Origin of the sequence: Nocardia barduliensis (assembly GCF_013315795.1) — a bacterium.
GTDB classification, from domain to species: Bacteria; Actinomycetota; Actinomycetes; order Mycobacteriales; family Mycobacteriaceae; genus Nocardia; species Nocardia barduliensis.
In genome coordinates, this window is the sequence record NZ_JABLTE010000155.1 from 1 (window position 1) to 13,623 (window position 13,623).

General features: G+C 69.6%; 13 protein-coding genes. 11 read left to right on the plus strand and 2 right to left on the minus strand.

From position 1 onward, the window contains the following. The coding region (locus HOV91_RS35875) for an acetyl-coenzyme A synthetase N-terminal domain-containing protein (protein WP_174189657.1) at nt 1–424 on the minus strand (424 nt) is incomplete at its 3' end. Nucleotides 425–835: 411 nt separating this feature from the next. Here HOV91_RS35875 and HOV91_RS35880 point away from each other — a divergent pair. The 5 genes from HOV91_RS35880 to HOV91_RS35900 are packed head-to-tail and all read left to right on the plus strand — an operon-like array spanning nt 836 to nt 6,833. Then, on the plus strand, nt 836–2,425 hold the full coding sequence (locus HOV91_RS35880) for a peptide ABC transporter substrate-binding protein (protein ID WP_174189667.1): 1,590 nt from the start codon (nt 836–838) through the stop codon (nt 2,423–2,425). Nucleotides 2,426–2,479: 54 nt separating this feature from the next. Further along, nucleotides 2,480–3,406 (plus strand): ABC transporter permease, encoded by a 927-nt coding sequence (locus HOV91_RS35885; protein ID WP_174189658.1) that lies wholly within the window; start codon nt 2,480–2,482, stop codon nt 3,404–3,406. Continuing rightward, nucleotides 3,399–4,352 (plus strand): ABC transporter permease, encoded by a 954-nt coding sequence (locus HOV91_RS35890; protein WP_174189659.1) that lies wholly within the window; start codon nt 3,399–3,401, stop codon nt 4,350–4,352. Before HOV91_RS35885 ends, HOV91_RS35890 begins: the two co-directional genes overlap by 8 nt. Further along, on the plus strand, nt 4,349–6,034 hold the full coding sequence (locus HOV91_RS35895; RefSeq protein WP_174189660.1) for a dipeptide ABC transporter ATP-binding protein: 1,686 nt from the start codon (nt 4,349–4,351) through the stop codon (nt 6,032–6,034). The genes HOV91_RS35890 and HOV91_RS35895 overlap by 4 nt, the downstream gene beginning before the upstream one ends. Nucleotides 6,035–6,086: 52 nt before the next feature. Then, nucleotides 6,087–6,833 (plus strand): Fic family protein, encoded by a 747-nt coding sequence (locus HOV91_RS35900; RefSeq protein ID WP_174189661.1) that lies wholly within the window; start codon nt 6,087–6,089, stop codon nt 6,831–6,833. 489 nt (nt 6,834–7,322) lie between these two features. Here HOV91_RS35900 and HOV91_RS35905 read toward each other — a convergent pair whose 3' ends face one another. Next, on the minus strand, nt 7,323–8,132 hold the full coding sequence (locus HOV91_RS35905) for an HAD-IB family hydrolase (protein ID WP_043718419.1): 810 nt from the start codon (nt 8,130–8,132) through the stop codon (nt 7,323–7,325). A 630-nt stretch (nt 8,133–8,762) separates the two neighbouring features. Between HOV91_RS35905 and ssd the strand changes: the two genes are divergently transcribed. From ssd to HOV91_RS40340, 6 genes are all read left to right on the plus strand, one after another. Beyond that, a complete protein-coding gene (ssd, locus tag HOV91_RS35910; RefSeq protein ID WP_174189662.1) occupies nt 8,763–9,869 on the plus strand; it encodes a septum site-determining protein Ssd in 1,107 nt (368 codons plus the stop codon). Next, on the plus strand, nt 9,866–11,050 hold the full coding sequence (locus HOV91_RS35915) for a TadA family conjugal transfer-associated ATPase (protein WP_174189663.1): 1,185 nt from the start codon (nt 9,866–9,868) through the stop codon (nt 11,048–11,050). Before ssd ends, HOV91_RS35915 begins: the two co-directional genes overlap by 4 nt. Further along, nucleotides 11,047–11,841, plus strand: a complete 795-nt coding sequence (locus tag HOV91_RS35920; RefSeq protein WP_174189664.1) for a type II secretion system F family protein — start codon at nt 11,047–11,049, stop codon at nt 11,839–11,841. Before HOV91_RS35915 ends, HOV91_RS35920 begins: the two co-directional genes overlap by 4 nt. Nucleotides 11,842–12,051: 210 nt before the next feature. Then, nucleotides 12,052–12,675: a type II secretion system F family protein gene (locus tag HOV91_RS35925; protein ID WP_174189665.1), complete on the plus strand. Its 624-nt coding sequence runs from the start codon at nt 12,052–12,054 to the stop codon at nt 12,673–12,675. 255 nt (nt 12,676–12,930) lie between these two features. After that, on the plus strand, nt 12,931–13,116 hold the full coding sequence (locus tag HOV91_RS35930) for a DUF4244 domain-containing protein (protein ID WP_174189666.1): 186 nt from the start codon (nt 12,931–12,933) through the stop codon (nt 13,114–13,116). Between the two features lie 53 nt (nt 13,117–13,169). Next, on the plus strand, nt 13,170–13,484 hold the full coding sequence (locus HOV91_RS40340; protein WP_312884907.1) for a TadE family type IV pilus minor pilin: 315 nt from the start codon (nt 13,170–13,172) through the stop codon (nt 13,482–13,484). Nucleotides 13,485–13,623: the final 139 nt, after the last annotated feature.

Here is a 13,623-nt window from a genome sequence, read left to right on the forward strand (position 1 = left end):
CGGGCACCATCGGCATATAGATCGCCACCCGATCCCCCGCGACGAGGCCGAGTTCGGTCAGTGCGTTCGCCGCGCGAGAGACGTCGTCGAGCAGCTCGCGGTAGGTGATGGCACGGGAGTCGCCGGGTTCGCCTTCGAAGTGGATGGCGATCTGGTCGCCGTGTCCGTCCAGGACGTGGCGGTCCACGCAGTTGTAGGCGACGTTGAGCTTGCCGCCGACGAACCACTTCGCCACCGGCGCGTCACTCCAATCCAGCACCTGTGCGAACGGTTCGTGCCAGTGCAGTCGCCCGGCCTGCTCGGCCCAGAACGCGTCGCGATCGGCCGCCGCCCGCTCGTAGAGTCCGGCAGCGGCGTTCGCCTGGGCGGCGAACTCCGCGGTGGGCGGGTACGAGTCCCTGTGGTCGGCGCTGGTTTCAGTCATCTCGTCTCTTCTTTCCACGTAGCCTGAGCGCTCGATTCGACGCAGCCGAGTTCGACAGTAATCAACTGTGACCCACGCCGGGTGCGGTGTGGCGCCCGGGTCGAGCCGGTCTCGCCGCGCCGAGCTCGGCCTGCACGCCGTCGGCGCGCGGCGTTCCGCGCTCGGCTGCTTCCGTGGCAATATTCCGCCGAGTGGGCATTTCCGCAGGAAAGTCGGGGTGTTTCGGCATTGTTGCCGGATCGGTAACAAGTGCAACGAACTGGGATCAATCAGGTGACAGTGCCCGCGCCGATGGATACTCTGCCAACCACACAGGGGGATCGTGTCGGCATGCGCTGATGGACCTCGCGCGCGTGGCGTCCGGCTCCCCCCTTCTCGCACCGGGAGGACGCGTTGAAATTCCACAGAGCGATGGCGCTGACCGCAGCGGTCGTGCTGGCCACCGGCCTCGGACTGTCCGCATGTTCCTCCGGTGACGGCGCCGACGCCGACATCGTCACCGTCAACGGCGGCGAGCCGCAGAATCCGCTGGTACCAACCAACACCAACGAGAACATGGGCGGACGGGTGGTCGACCGGCTGTTCGCGGGACTGAAGTACTACGACGCGGCGGGCAAGGCGCACGACGAGATGGCGGAGTCGATCCAGACCACGGACCACAAGAACTACCGGGTGACCATCAAACCGAACTGGAAGTTCACCGACGGCACCCCCGTGACGGCGAAGTCGTTCGTCGACGCCTGGAACTACGGGGCGCTCGGCAGCAACGCGCAGTTGCAGAGTTACGTGTTCGGCCCGATCGTCGGTTTCGACGAGGTGTCCGCGGAAAAGCCCACCGCGCAGACGATGTCGGGCCTGAAGGTGGTCGACGATCGCACATTCACCATCGAGCTGAAAGCGCCCTCGATCGACTTCGAGACCGGACTCGGGTACGCGCCGTTCTATCCGTTGCCCGAAGCCGCGTTCAAGGACATCAAGGCATTCGGAGAGAACCCGATCGGCAACGGCCCCTACAAGTTCGCCCGCGCCGGGGCATGGGAGCACAACGTCAAGATCGACCTCGTGCCCAACCCGGACTACCCCGGCGGCCGCCCGGCCAAGAACAAGGGGCTGCGGTTCGTGATGTACCAGTCGTTCGACACCGCCTACGCGGACCTGCAGGCGGGCAACCTGGACGCGCTCGACACCGTGCCCGACAGCGCGCTCACCTCCTACCAGCAGGATCTCGGCGACCGGGCGATCACCAAGCCCACCGCGCAGAACCAGCACATCGGCATCCAGTCCAACGTCGCGCACTTCGCCGGTCAGGAAGGGCTGCTGCGGCGCCGGGCGATCTCGATGGCGATCAACCGGGAACAGATCGCGCAGAACATCTTCCACGGCACCCGGATTCCGGCGCGCGACTTCACCGCGAGCACGCTGCCCGGTTTCGAGCCGAACCTGCCCGGCTCGGAGGTGCTGAAGTACAACCCCGACGAGGCCAAGAAGGTGTGGGCGCAGGCCGACGCGATCTCCCCGTGGTCGGGCCGCTACGAGATCGCCTACAACTCCGACGGCGGCCATCAGGCCTGGGTGGAGGCGGTCGCCAACAGCGTCAAGAACACCCTCGGCATCGACGCCGTCGGCACGCCGTACCCGACGTTCAAGAACATCCGCGACGAGGTGAACGCCCGCACCATCAACAAGGCGTTCCGCTACGGCTGGCAAGGCGACTATCCGACCATGCTGCAGTTCCTCACCTCCCAGTACTACAGCTACTCCGACACCAACAATGTCGACTACAAGAACCCCGAATTCGACCGCCTGCTCGATGCCGCCCTGGCCGCGCCGACCCAGGAGGAGTCCTACAAGATCGTCGCGCAGGCACAGGCCCTGCTGCTGAAGGACCTGGCCGACATCCCGGTGTTCGACTACGTGGCCGCGGCGGGCCGCTCCGACCGGGTGGGCAAGGCCGAACTCGCCTGGAACGGTCTGTTCGACTTCGAAAACATCGAGAAGTAGCCGCTCACCGCCCGGCGTCCGCGTGGCGCTCAGCGGTGCTACCCGGGAGGTGTGATGGCCTGGTATATCGGGCGGCGTCTGCTTCAGATGATCCCCGTGTTCCTCGGTGCGACGCTGCTCATCTATGCCCTGGTGTTCCTCGTCCCGGGCGACCCGATCCACGCGCTCGCCGGTGACAAGCCGATGACGCCCGCGGTGGAGGCGCAGCTGCGGGCGCGCTACCACCTGGACGAGCCCTTCGTCGTGCAGTACCTGCTGTATCTGAAGGGCATCGTCACGCTGGACTTCGGCACCGCCTTCTCCGGCAGGCCGGTGCGGGACGAACTCGCGCGCGCGTTTCCGATCACCATCAAGCTGGCGTTCTTGGCCGTGCTGATCGAATCGGTCTTCGGCGTGCTGTTCGGCCTGATCGCCGGGTTGCGCAAAGGCAAGCTGTTCGATTCGACGATGCTGGTGGTCAGCCTGATCGTCATCGCGGTGCCGGTCTTCGTGGTGGGCTTCCTCGCGCAGTATCTGCTCGGGGTCAAGTGGGGGGTCGCCCCGGTGACCGTCTCCGGGAAGGCGACGGTCGGCGAACTGCTGGTTCCCGCGTTCGTGCTCGGCTCGCTCTCGTTCGCCTATGTGCTGCGGCTGACCAGGAACTCGGTGGCGGAGAACATGTCCGCCGACTACGTGCGCACCGCGACCGCCAAGGGGCTGGGCAGGCCGCGCGTGGTGACCGTGCACATTCTGCGCAACTCGATGATCCCGGTGGTCACCTTCCTCGGGGCCGACCTGGGCGCCCTGATGGGCGGCGCGATCGTCACGGAGGGCATCTTCAACATCCCCGGCGTCGGCGGCACGCTGTATCAGGCCATCACCAGGGGCGAGCCGCCCACCGTGGTCTCCTTCGTCACGGTGCTGATCGTCATCTTCCTGCTCACGAACCTGATCGTCGACCTGCTCTACGCCGCACTCGACCCGAGGATCCGCTATGCCTGACCCGACCGAGCGCACGGCGCGCCGTGGCCAGGAGCATTTCGTCGCACCCGCCGACGAGGTCGAGGTGCTCGCCACCGACGCCGTGCTCGACGCGGGCGCGCCGACCAGCATCTGGCGCGACGCGTGGCGGCAGCTGCGGCGCAACCCGATCTTCGTCGTCGCGGCGGTGTTGATCGTGTTCGTGCTGGTGGTGGTGATCTGGCCGGGGTTGTTCACCGATCAGGATCCGCGCTATTGCAACGGCGACTTCAGCATGGACCCGCGCAGCGCGGGCCACCCGTTCGGTTTCGACAAGCAGGGCTGCGACATCTACGCCCGGACCGTCTACGGCGCACGGGCTTCGGTGCTCGCCGGGGTCGGCGCGACGCTGTTGTTCGTGCTGATCGGCGGAACGCTGGGGGCGCTGTCGGGGTTCTACGGCGGGCCGCTGGACTCGATCGTCTCGCGGGTCGCCGAGATCTTCTACGCGATCCCGCTCATGCTGGCCGCCATCGTGATCATGCAACTGCTGGACGCGCGCACGATCTGGACCGTGATCGTCATCCTCGCGTCGTTCACCTGGCCGCAGGCGGCGCGGATCGCCCGCAGCGCGGTGATCCAAGCGAAGAACAGCGACTACGTGACGGCGGCGAAAGCGTTGGGCGTCTCCCGATTCCAGACGCTGCTGCGCCACGTGCTGCCGAACGCGGCGGGACCGCTGATCGTCGTGACCACGCTGTGGCTGGGCGTTTTCATCGTCACCGAGGCGACGCTGTCGTATCTCGGCGTCGGACTGCCGCGCACGGTGGTGTCCTGGGGCGCGGACATCGCCACCGGGCAGAAGGAGATCCGCACCTCGGCCATCCTGTTCTATCCGGCGACGGCGCTGGCGCTGACCGTGCTCAGCTTCATCATGCTGGGTGACGCCGTGCGCGACGCCCTCGACCCGAAGGCGAGGAAGCGATGAGCGAGTCGGCGCGGCCGCTGCTGGAGATCACCGATCTGAACGTGAGTTTCACCGCCGACGGCAAGCCGGTGCCCGCCGTGCGCGATGTGAGCCTGTCGGTCTATCCCGGCCAGACCGTGGCCATCGTCGGCGAATCCGGTTCGGGCAAGTCGACCACCGCGCACGCGATCATCGATCTGCTGCCCGGCACCGGCCGGATCACCTCCGGCTCGATCCGATTCGACGGCAAGGATCTCACCGCCGCCTCGAAGCGGGAGATCGTCGCGGTCCGCGGCAGTGGTATCGGGCTGGTCCCGCAGGACCCGATGTCGAATCTGAACCCGGTGTGGAAGATCGGATTCCAGATCCGCGAGACTCTCGAGGCCAACGGCATCGCGAAGGGCAAGGCCGCCGCGCAGCGAGCGGTCGAGCTGCTCGAGGAGGCGGGCATGCCCGACGCCGAACGCCGGGTCGGCCAGTACCCGCACGAGTTCTCCGGCGGCATGCGCCAGCGGGCGTTGATCGCGATCGGCCTGTCCTGCCGGCCCAAGCTGCTCATCGCCGACGAGCCGACCTCCGCGCTCGACGTGACGGTGCAGCGACAGATCCTCGACCATCTCGAACGCCTCACCGCCGACCTCGGCACCGCGGTGCTGTTGATCACCCACGACCTCGGCTTGGCGGCCGAGCGCGCCGAGCACTTGGTGGTGATGTATCGCGGCCGCGTCGTGGAATCCGGTCCCGCGCTGCGGATTCTGCGCGACCCCCAGCACCTGTACACCAAGCGGCTGGTGAGTTCGGCGCCCTCGCTGGCCGCGCGGCGCAGGTCGGCGGTGCGGCGGCGAGCCGAGATCCACGCGCAGGCCGTCCAGGCGGTGGCCGGCGACACGGCAGCGCCGGTGGTGCCGGACGAGGTGGTGGTGGTCGAACACCTGACGAAGACGTTCCGCATGCGCGACCGCGCACCGTGGAAGTCGACCGATTTCGTCGCGGTGGACGATGTGTCGTTCCGGTTGCGGCGCGGGTCGACCACGGCGATCGTCGGCGAATCCGGTTCGGGCAAGACGACGGTGGCGCGCATGGTGCTCGGTCTGCTGGAGCCCACCTCCGGCACGGTCACCTTCGACGGCAAGAACGTGGCTGCCATGGACCGTAAGGATGCTTTCGCGTTCCGGCGTCGGGTGCAGCCGATCTTCCAGGACCCGTACGGCTCGCTGGACCCTATGTACACCATCTACCGCACCATCGAGGAGCCGTTGCGGACCCACCGGATCGGCACTCCGGCGCAGCGGGAGGCGATGGTGCGGGAACTGCTCGACAAGGTCGCGCTGCCGGCCGGTGTCATGCGGCGCTACCCCAACGAGCTGTCCGGGGGCCAGCGCCAGCGTGTGGCGGTCGCGCGCGCGCTCGCGCTCCGGCCCGAAGTGGTGGTGTGCGACGAGGCGGTCTCCGCGCTCGACGTCTTGGTGCAGGCGCAGATCCTCCGGCTGCTCAACGAACTGCAGGCGGAGCTGGGACTGGCCTATCTGTTCATCACCCACGATCTGGCCGTCGTCCGGCAGATCGCCGACGACGTGCTGGTCATGCGGAGCGGCAAGGTGGTCGAAGCGGCGACGACCGACGAGGTGTTCGACGATCCCCGGCAGGAGTACACGCGCAAGCTGCTCGACGCGATCCCGGGACGCGATCTGCTGGCCGGGTAGGCGAGCCGGTCGCGCGGATCGCCGCGCGCGGGCGCAAGTAGCCTCGTATCCCGTGACCGATCCGCTCCAGCCCCTCGTCGATCTGCCCGGTGTCCGGGACGCGGCCGACCGCGCCCGCGACGCGCTCGCCGAGGTGCACCGGCACAAAGCCAACCGGCGCGGCTGGCCGACCACGGCGGCCGAGGCCGCGGTGCGCGCGGCCCGATCCTCGGCGGCGATCGACGGCGGCAGCACGGACATCCCCGCCGACGGGCGCGTGGCGGACCCGATCCTGGCCGGCTCGCTGCGCGTGGGTCAGGCGCTGGACGGTGACGCGCTGCGGAATCTGGTGAGCACCTGGCAGCGCGCTCCGCTGCAGGCGCTGGCGCGGCTGCATCTGCTCGCCGCGGCCGATCTGGTGGAGCAGGAGGAAGCGCTCGGCAGGCCGCGCGGCGACTCGGGTGTGGCGCAGCGGCTGGATCTGCTGGCACAGACGGTGCTCGGCTCGCGGGCGCCCGCGCCGGTGCTCGCCGCCGTAGTACACGGTGAGCTACTGGCGCTGCGGCCGTTCGGCACGGCCGACGGCGTGGTCGCGCGGGCGGCCTCCAGGCTGGTCGCTGTGTCCAGTGGGCTGGACCCGCACAGCCTCGGCGTGCCCGAAGTGTTCTGGCTGCGAAGGCGTCAGGCCTATCTCGACGCGGCCGCCGGATTCGCGACCGGGGACGCGGAGGCCGTGGGCGGCTGGGTGATCTACTGCTGCGGGGCGTTCGAGGACGGAGCCCGCGAGGCCACGTCGATCGCTGACTCCGCGGTGGGTTGATCCCCCGTTACACGTCAAAGCGGGCGGCGTTGTCTGTCGACCTCACCGCCCGCTAGCACGGACTACCCGGTTACCAAGCGTGCTAAGTGGGTTGTGTTCTGCGGCCTCGGCGACAATCCGGACATCGGCCGGTTCATCCCCGCAACCTGTGCGAGGCCTTCGCCGTCGACTATCCGTATTTCGCAGGCCCACAACGCTTCTGCCCTTGTCGCGGCGCGCTCCGCGTGGGTGCCTGGTGTCCGTGCTGGGAAGAATGGTCGGGAGACAGTGCCTTCTCTTCCGGTGCTGCCTTGGCCTTCCGTCCTTCCGTAGTTACCTTTCTACACTGTGACTGCACTCACATCAAGGGGTCGCAAGACATTGAATAATCGGCGTGTTTCTCGGCGTTTCGTGGTTAAATGCCTGGTCCTTCGCTCCGTGTGCTAAGTCGGCGAATCCCTTGGCAAGCATCCCGCGACCGGGACGGCGGGTGCTCCGGGCAGCCTGATCTCAGCGTCGCCGACGCAGCATCCGGTAGCTGATCGCACCGGCCAGCACCGCGCTCAAGCCGACCGCGGCGGTGGCCGCGAGGGTCGTCGAGGACGGCGCCTGGAAGCGCGCCCACAGCGACACGGGGTTGGAGAAGGTGAGGATCGGCCAGCCGCGCGCGGTGGCCTCGCGGCGCAGATTGCGATCCGGGTTGACCGCCGTGGGGTGACCCACCGCACCGAGCAGCGGCAGATCGGTGATCGAGTCGGAGTAGGCGTAGCAGCGGGTCAGGTCGTAACCCTCGCTGGCGGCGAGTTTCTCCACGGCGGTGACCTTGCCCTCGCCATAGCAGTAGAACTCGACCTCGCCGGTGTACTTACCGTCCGCCACGACCATCCGGGTGGCAGCGGTGTGCGAGGCGCCGAGCGCCGCTGCGATCGGGCCCACGATCTCCTCACCGGAGGCCGAGACGATCACCACGTCGTGACCCCGGATCTTGTGGTCGGCGATCAGGTCGGCCGCCTCCGCGTAGATCAGCGGATCGACCAGCTCGTGCAGTGTCTCGGCCACAATGGATTTCACCTGTTCGACGTCCCAGCCCGCGCACATGCTGGTCAGGTGCGCGCGCATCCGTTCCATCTGGTCGTGGTCGGCGCCGGAGAGCAGGAACAGGAAGTGGGCATAGCTGCTCTCCAGCACGGCGCGCCGGTTCAACAGCCCCTGCGCGTAGAAGGGCTTGCTGAACACGAACGTGCTCGACTTCGCGATCACGGTCTTGTCCAGATCGAAGAAGGCGGCGACGCGTCCGCCCGCGGTGGCTGAGTTGTCCACCTGACCAGGATAGGCGTCACCTCCGCTGGGGCCGGAGCCGCGCCGGGCGGACTTGGTCCGGCAGGGCGGCTTGCCTTCGGTGCGGTCATGCTGCAGTTGTGCGCGCGTCGTATGGTCAGGCGGCTGTCCCGGACCTGTGCGCGTTCCACCCGGCTGCTCTGCTTCGGATCGGTGAGGTGTGGATTGGGGATGGGCCGGCCCGCCGCGCCTGTTCTGTGGCTGCTTTGCCTTCGATCGGCCCGGTATGGGCGGCGGATGGACTTCGCTGCGCGCATCCGGCGCGCGGTGTTCCGGTCGGCGCGACCACTGTGGCCGAGTCAGCGGAGAAGTTTGCCCCGCAGACGCCGGGGCTACGGCGGCCACAAAGATGTCCGACGGCAGACTTGCGTGGTGGCCGGGGCTTGGGTGTAGTATTGCTGGCACCTGGACATGGTCCAGGCGCGTTCAGCCCGACCCCCCGGGGCTGAACCCGACGGCCCCAGCCTCCTCCCCCCCCGGCTGGGGCCGTCCTCTATTTCGGGGACGGTTCGTAGGCCGCGTGGCTCGGATGGTTGTCCACAGCCCGCGAGTTATCCACATTCGGCATCCTGCCCCTTCTTTCCCTGTTCCAGTTCAGCGACGCTGACCTGCATGAACCTCGAAGCATCGGAGCCGAGCGGGCCACCGCCCGCCCTCGTGCTCATCGATGACGATCGGCTGCGCGACGAAGTCCGGCGGATCGCGGCGGCCGCCGAACGGGCACTCGACGAGCGGACTCACCCCGTCGGCAGGCACACCTGGACCGGCGCTGCGCTGGTGATCTTGGACACCGATGCGGCGCGGGAAGCCGCCGCGGCCGGCTATCTGCGCAGGACCGGCGTGGTACTGGTAACCGACGGTGAGCCAGGTTTGCTCGATTGGCAGGCCGCCGCCTCGGTCGGCGCCGAGCGGGCTATCGCCTTGCCTGGCGCCGCGGTGGGGTTGATCGAGATGTTTGCTGAGTACGGCGAGCAGCGCGCGGGAGACGGCGTGGTCGTCGCCGTGGCGGGGGCGGGCAGCGGCGCCGGGGCGTCCACCCTCGCCGTCGCGATCGCGCTGCGCGCCGCCGCCGAAGGGTTCCGGCGCGAGACCTTGCTGGTCGACGGCGCACCCTTCGCCGGTGGCCTCGACCTGCTGCTCGGTATCGAGAACACGACGGGCCTGCGCTGGCCCGACCTGGTGGTGGAGGACGGTCGCGTGTCCGCGGCGGCGCTGCACGGCGCACTGCCCGTCGCGGCACAGGGGCTCGCGGTGTTGTCCTGCGGGCGCTGCGGTGCGGGACGGTTGCCGCGCGAGCTCGGCGCGGCCGGAGTGCGCGCGGTGATCGAAGCGGGCCGCGCCGCAGGCGATTTCGTAGTTTGCGATATTTCGGGTGAGCGCGGGGCGCATGCCGACCAGATGCTCGACTCGGCGGATCTGGTGGTCTTGATCGTTCCGGCGCGTCTGCGAGCGGTCGCCGCGGCCGAAGCGGTGTCCGCCTACATCGCGCGGCGAAACCCGAACCAGGGCTTGATCGTCCGCGGGCCGGCACCCGGCGGGCTACGCGGAGGCGAGGTCGCCGAGGTGCTCGGTCTTCCGCTGCTCGCCGCCGTCGGCGCCCAGGCCGGTCTCGCGCGCCGTCTGGAGCGCGGTGGCCTCTCGCTCCGCCGCGGCCCGCTGCGCGACGCCGCCGACGCCGTGCTCGGCGTGCTCGGCGCGTCACCCGGACAGCGGCGATGAGCGCGATACTGACCAGCGAGCTGCTGGACCGGGTACGGGAGCGATTGGCAGGCGAAACCGGCGATCCGGATCCGGCGCAGGTCGCCGCCGCTATCCGCGCCGAGGCGGGCGGGGTGCTCGGCGACACCGACCTGCTGCGGGCGCTGCGGTTGTTGCAAACCGAGCTGACCGGCGCGGGCGTACTCGAACCGCTGCTGCACGACCCGCAGGTCGCGGACGTTCTGGTCACCGGTCCGGACGCGGTCTGGATCGACCGCGGACATGGCTTGGAGAAGACCTCCGTCACCTTCTCCGACGAGGCCGCCGTCCGGCGGCTGGCGCAGCGCTTGGCGCTGTCGGCAGGGCGGCGACTCGACGACGCGCAACCATGGGTGGACGGCCGACTCGCCGGAACCGGTGCGGCGCTCGGGGATTCGTTCGGGGTCCGCTTGCACGCGGTACTCGCACCGGTCGCGCACGGCGGCACCTGCCTGTCCCTGCGTGTACTCCGCCCGGCCACGCAGGGGCTCGACGCGCTCGCCGCGGCAGGTTCGGTGCCTCCTGCGGCGAAGCTGCTGCTGGAGCGAACGGTGCGGGCGCGGTTGGCATTCCTGGTGGTCGGCGGCACCGGGGCCGGAAAGACGACGCTGCTGTCCGGCCTGCTGGCCACGGTGGATCCGTCCGAGCGGATCGTCTGCGTCGAGGATGCGGCCGAACTCGCGCCGCCGCATCCCCACGTGGTCCGCCTGGTCGCCAGGACGGCGAACGTGGAGGGTGTCGGCGAGGTCACGGTACGCGATCTGGTCCGGCAAGCGCTGCGCATGCGGCCCGACCGGATCGTGGTCGGCGAGGTCAGGGGCGCCGAGGTGGTCGACCTGCTGACCGCGTTGAACACCGGGCACGACGGCGGCGCGGGCACCGTGCACGCCAACTCACCGCAGGAGGTCCCGGCTCGCCTGGAAGCCCTCGCCGCGCTGGGCGGCATGGATCGAGCGGCTCTGCACAGCCAACTCGCCGCCGCGGTGCAGGTCGTTCTGCATGTGCACCGCCGATCCGACGGCTCGCGTGGCCTGCGCGAGATCGGCCTCGTGCACCGCACCGATGCCGGACACGTGCGAATCACACCGGCCTGGCACGAGACGGGTGCGGCACCTGCCGCTGCGGACCTGTCCAGCCTGCTCACCGAGCGACTCGACCGATGAGCGCCGCGGTGCTGTGCCTGGCCCTTGCGCTGGTCCTGGTTCCCGCGCCGCGGTCCCGGCGTCGATTCGGTCAGCTGTTCACCGCGCGCGACGCGTATCGGAGGCCGCAGCGGGGAACCGTCTTCCGGATCGGTGCGGTCGCAGGCGTCGTGATCGCGCTCGTCGTCTACGGAACAGGTCCGTTCCTCGCGGCCGCTGTGCTCGCTGGAACGGTCGAGTTGCGAACCCGCCGGGCGGCGCGGGACCGGCGCAGGAACAACGAGCGCGGGCACCTGCTCGATGCCTTGGAGGCGGTGACAGCCGAGTTGCGCGTGGGCGCGCACCCTAGTGCCGCCGCCGAGGTGGCCGCGCGGGAGGTGCGGGGCGAATCGGCACGCACGTTCGCCATCGCCGCCGCCCGCAGTCGGCTGGGTGGCTCGGCGGCGGAGGGGCTGCGCTGCCCGGAGTCGCCTTTCGCTGCGGAACTTTCCCGCGTCGCGGGCGCATGGCAGGTGGCCGAGCAGCACGGCTTGGCTCTGGCGGAACTGCTGTCGGCAGCCCGGACGGATCTCGCGGGGCGCATTCGATTTCACGGCCGCACCACTGCCGCGCTGGCCGGCGCACGCGCCACCGCCGCGGTTCTGGCCTGCTTGCCGTTTCTCGGTATAGCGCTGGGCCAACTGATGGGTGCCTCACCGCTGCACGTTCTCTTCGTGTCACCCGCCGGGACGGTGTTGCTGCCGCTCGGTGCGGGTCTGGCCTGCGCGGGCCTGCTGTGGACTGATGCCATCACACGAAAGGTGTTGATATGAGGTCATTTTCGGTGCAGCGCCGGGGGCGGTGGAATGTCCTGCGGAAGTCGTCAGCCGCGAAGCGGGAGCCGGGGAGCAAGCGGCGACGGCGCGGAGGCCCGCCGGTTCGAGCGGTTGTTCTCGGTCCAGCCGTTGCCGCCGCCGCGCGCGGCATGGCGACTGACAGTACATGGGGTTCTCGCGCAACGGGATCGACGAGGGAGGCTGCTGATGGCGTTCACCCCGGAGACTGCACTGCCGTTACTGCTGATGGCGGCCGCATTGGCACTGCTGCCGGGGCGGGTGGCTGTCAGCCGACGGCTGCATGCCCTCGGCCGAACGCATCACGAACCGGCCACGGCGTCGCGCCGAGGAAACCAGGGGACCGATCCACTGGTGGTCGCCTCGGTCCTCGACTTGCTGGCCGCCTGCCTGCGCGCCGGGCTTCCGATGGCCGCCGCCGCGCGGGCCGTGGCGCCGGAAGCGCCGGAATCACTCGGCGAAGCACTGCGCCGGGCGGCGGACCTGCTGGCCTTGGGCGCCGACGCGGCAACGGCCTGGGCACAGGTCGCCCAGGACGCGAACGGGCGTCCCGGAGCCGAGGAGATCGAGTCACTGGCCCGGATGGCACGCCGTTCGGCGCGGTCCGGCTCGTCACTGGCCGCCGCGGTCACGGAGCTGGCCGAGCAGCGCCGCTCGGCGGTCGAGGACTCGGCAGCCGCACAGGCGGAGCGCGCGGGCGTACTGATCGGCGGCCCCCTCGGTCTGTGCTTCCTGCCTGCCTTCGTCTGCCTCGGCATCGTCCCGGTCGTCATCGGCCTGGCGAGCCGAGTACTCGACGGCGGTCTGCTGTAGCCGAGCCCCACAGGGCGGCTGCGCCGTGCCCGCGGCCTGTGTCGGTGCCGCAGCCGGTGTCGCAGGCGCGGCCGGTGCCGCAGCCGGAGGTGGGCGAAGGCCAGGTGGGTCCGGGTCGGCGGTGTTGGATGCCGTCCCGGACTGCGCCGGAGGAAGCGTGCTCGTGCGGAACGGCCGCACGAGCCGGAAAGGAGGAATCGGGTGCGTATCGAGGGGGTGGCGAGGTCCGTGGGCCGAAGGCTGAGGGCTGTATATATGGGCCTGCGTGCACGAGTGCTGCGGGCGGTGGTCGCGGAGGACGGCATGAGCACGGCCGAGTATGCGATCGGCACGATCGCGGCGGCGGCGTTCGGCGCTGTGCTCTACGGCGTGGTGACGGGCGACAGCATCGTGAACGCGCTGACGAAGATCATCGATCGAGCGCTCAACACTTCGGTGTAGCCGCGCCACGACGGTGTCGTGCCGCGTCGGGACTGGCCGACGACCGGGGCGCGGTGACGGTCGAGGCCGCCCTCGCACTCACTGCGGTCATCGCCACCGTCGTGCTCTGTCTCGGCGCTCTGCTGGCGGCGTCGACACAAGTCCGCTGTGTCGACGCCGCTCGTGAAGCGGCCCGCCTCGCCGCACGGGGCGATAGTGCGAACGCCCTCCCAACCGCGAAGCGCATCGCCCCGGCATCGTCCGAGATCACACTTCGCACCGAGGGCGCTCGTGCCATAGCCGTGGTGTCCGCCCGAACACCGCTTCTCCCGCTGCTCACCCTGCGCGCGGAAGCGGTCGCCACTCTCGAGCCGGGGGTCCCGAAGTGAAGGCGGCACCGGCGAGCGGTCCGCTACGAGTCGAGGAGGCACACCTTTACGCCGCCCCACTTAGGCCCGGTGGCAACGACGGCGGGTCGTGGGGTGTGGCCCGGCGGGTCGGCTGTGCGGGTGTGACACGACAGGGTGG

What these genes read in the sequence shown, in the direction of transcription:
- HOV91_RS35880 (WP_174189667.1), top strand. Translation starts at nt 836, where the DNA reads ATGGCGCTGACCGCAGCGGTCGTGCTGGCCACCGGCCTCGGACTGTCC.
- HOV91_RS35885 (WP_174189658.1), top strand. Translation starts at nt 2,480, where the DNA reads ATGGCCTGGTATATCGGGCGGCGTCTGCTTCAGATGATCCCCGTGTTC.
- HOV91_RS35890 (WP_174189659.1), top strand. Translation starts at nt 3,399, where the DNA reads ATGCCTGACCCGACCGAGCGCACGGCGCGCCGTGGCCAGGAGCATTTC.
- HOV91_RS35895 (WP_174189660.1), top strand. Translation starts at nt 4,349, where the DNA reads ATGAGCGAGTCGGCGCGGCCGCTGCTGGAGATCACCGATCTGAACGTG.
- ssd (WP_174189662.1), top strand. Translation starts at nt 8,763, where the DNA reads ATGAACCTCGAAGCATCGGAGCCGAGCGGGCCACCGCCCGCCCTCGTG.
- HOV91_RS35915 (WP_174189663.1), top strand. Translation starts at nt 9,866, where the DNA reads ATGAGCGCGATACTGACCAGCGAGCTGCTGGACCGGGTACGGGAGCGA.
- HOV91_RS35920 (WP_174189664.1), top strand. Translation starts at nt 11,047, where the DNA reads ATGAGCGCCGCGGTGCTGTGCCTGGCCCTTGCGCTGGTCCTGGTTCCC.
- HOV91_RS35925 (WP_174189665.1), top strand. Translation starts at nt 12,052, where the DNA reads ATGGCGTTCACCCCGGAGACTGCACTGCCGTTACTGCTGATGGCGGCC.
- HOV91_RS35930 (WP_174189666.1), top strand. Translation starts at nt 12,931, where the DNA reads ATGGGCCTGCGTGCACGAGTGCTGCGGGCGGTGGTCGCGGAGGACGGC.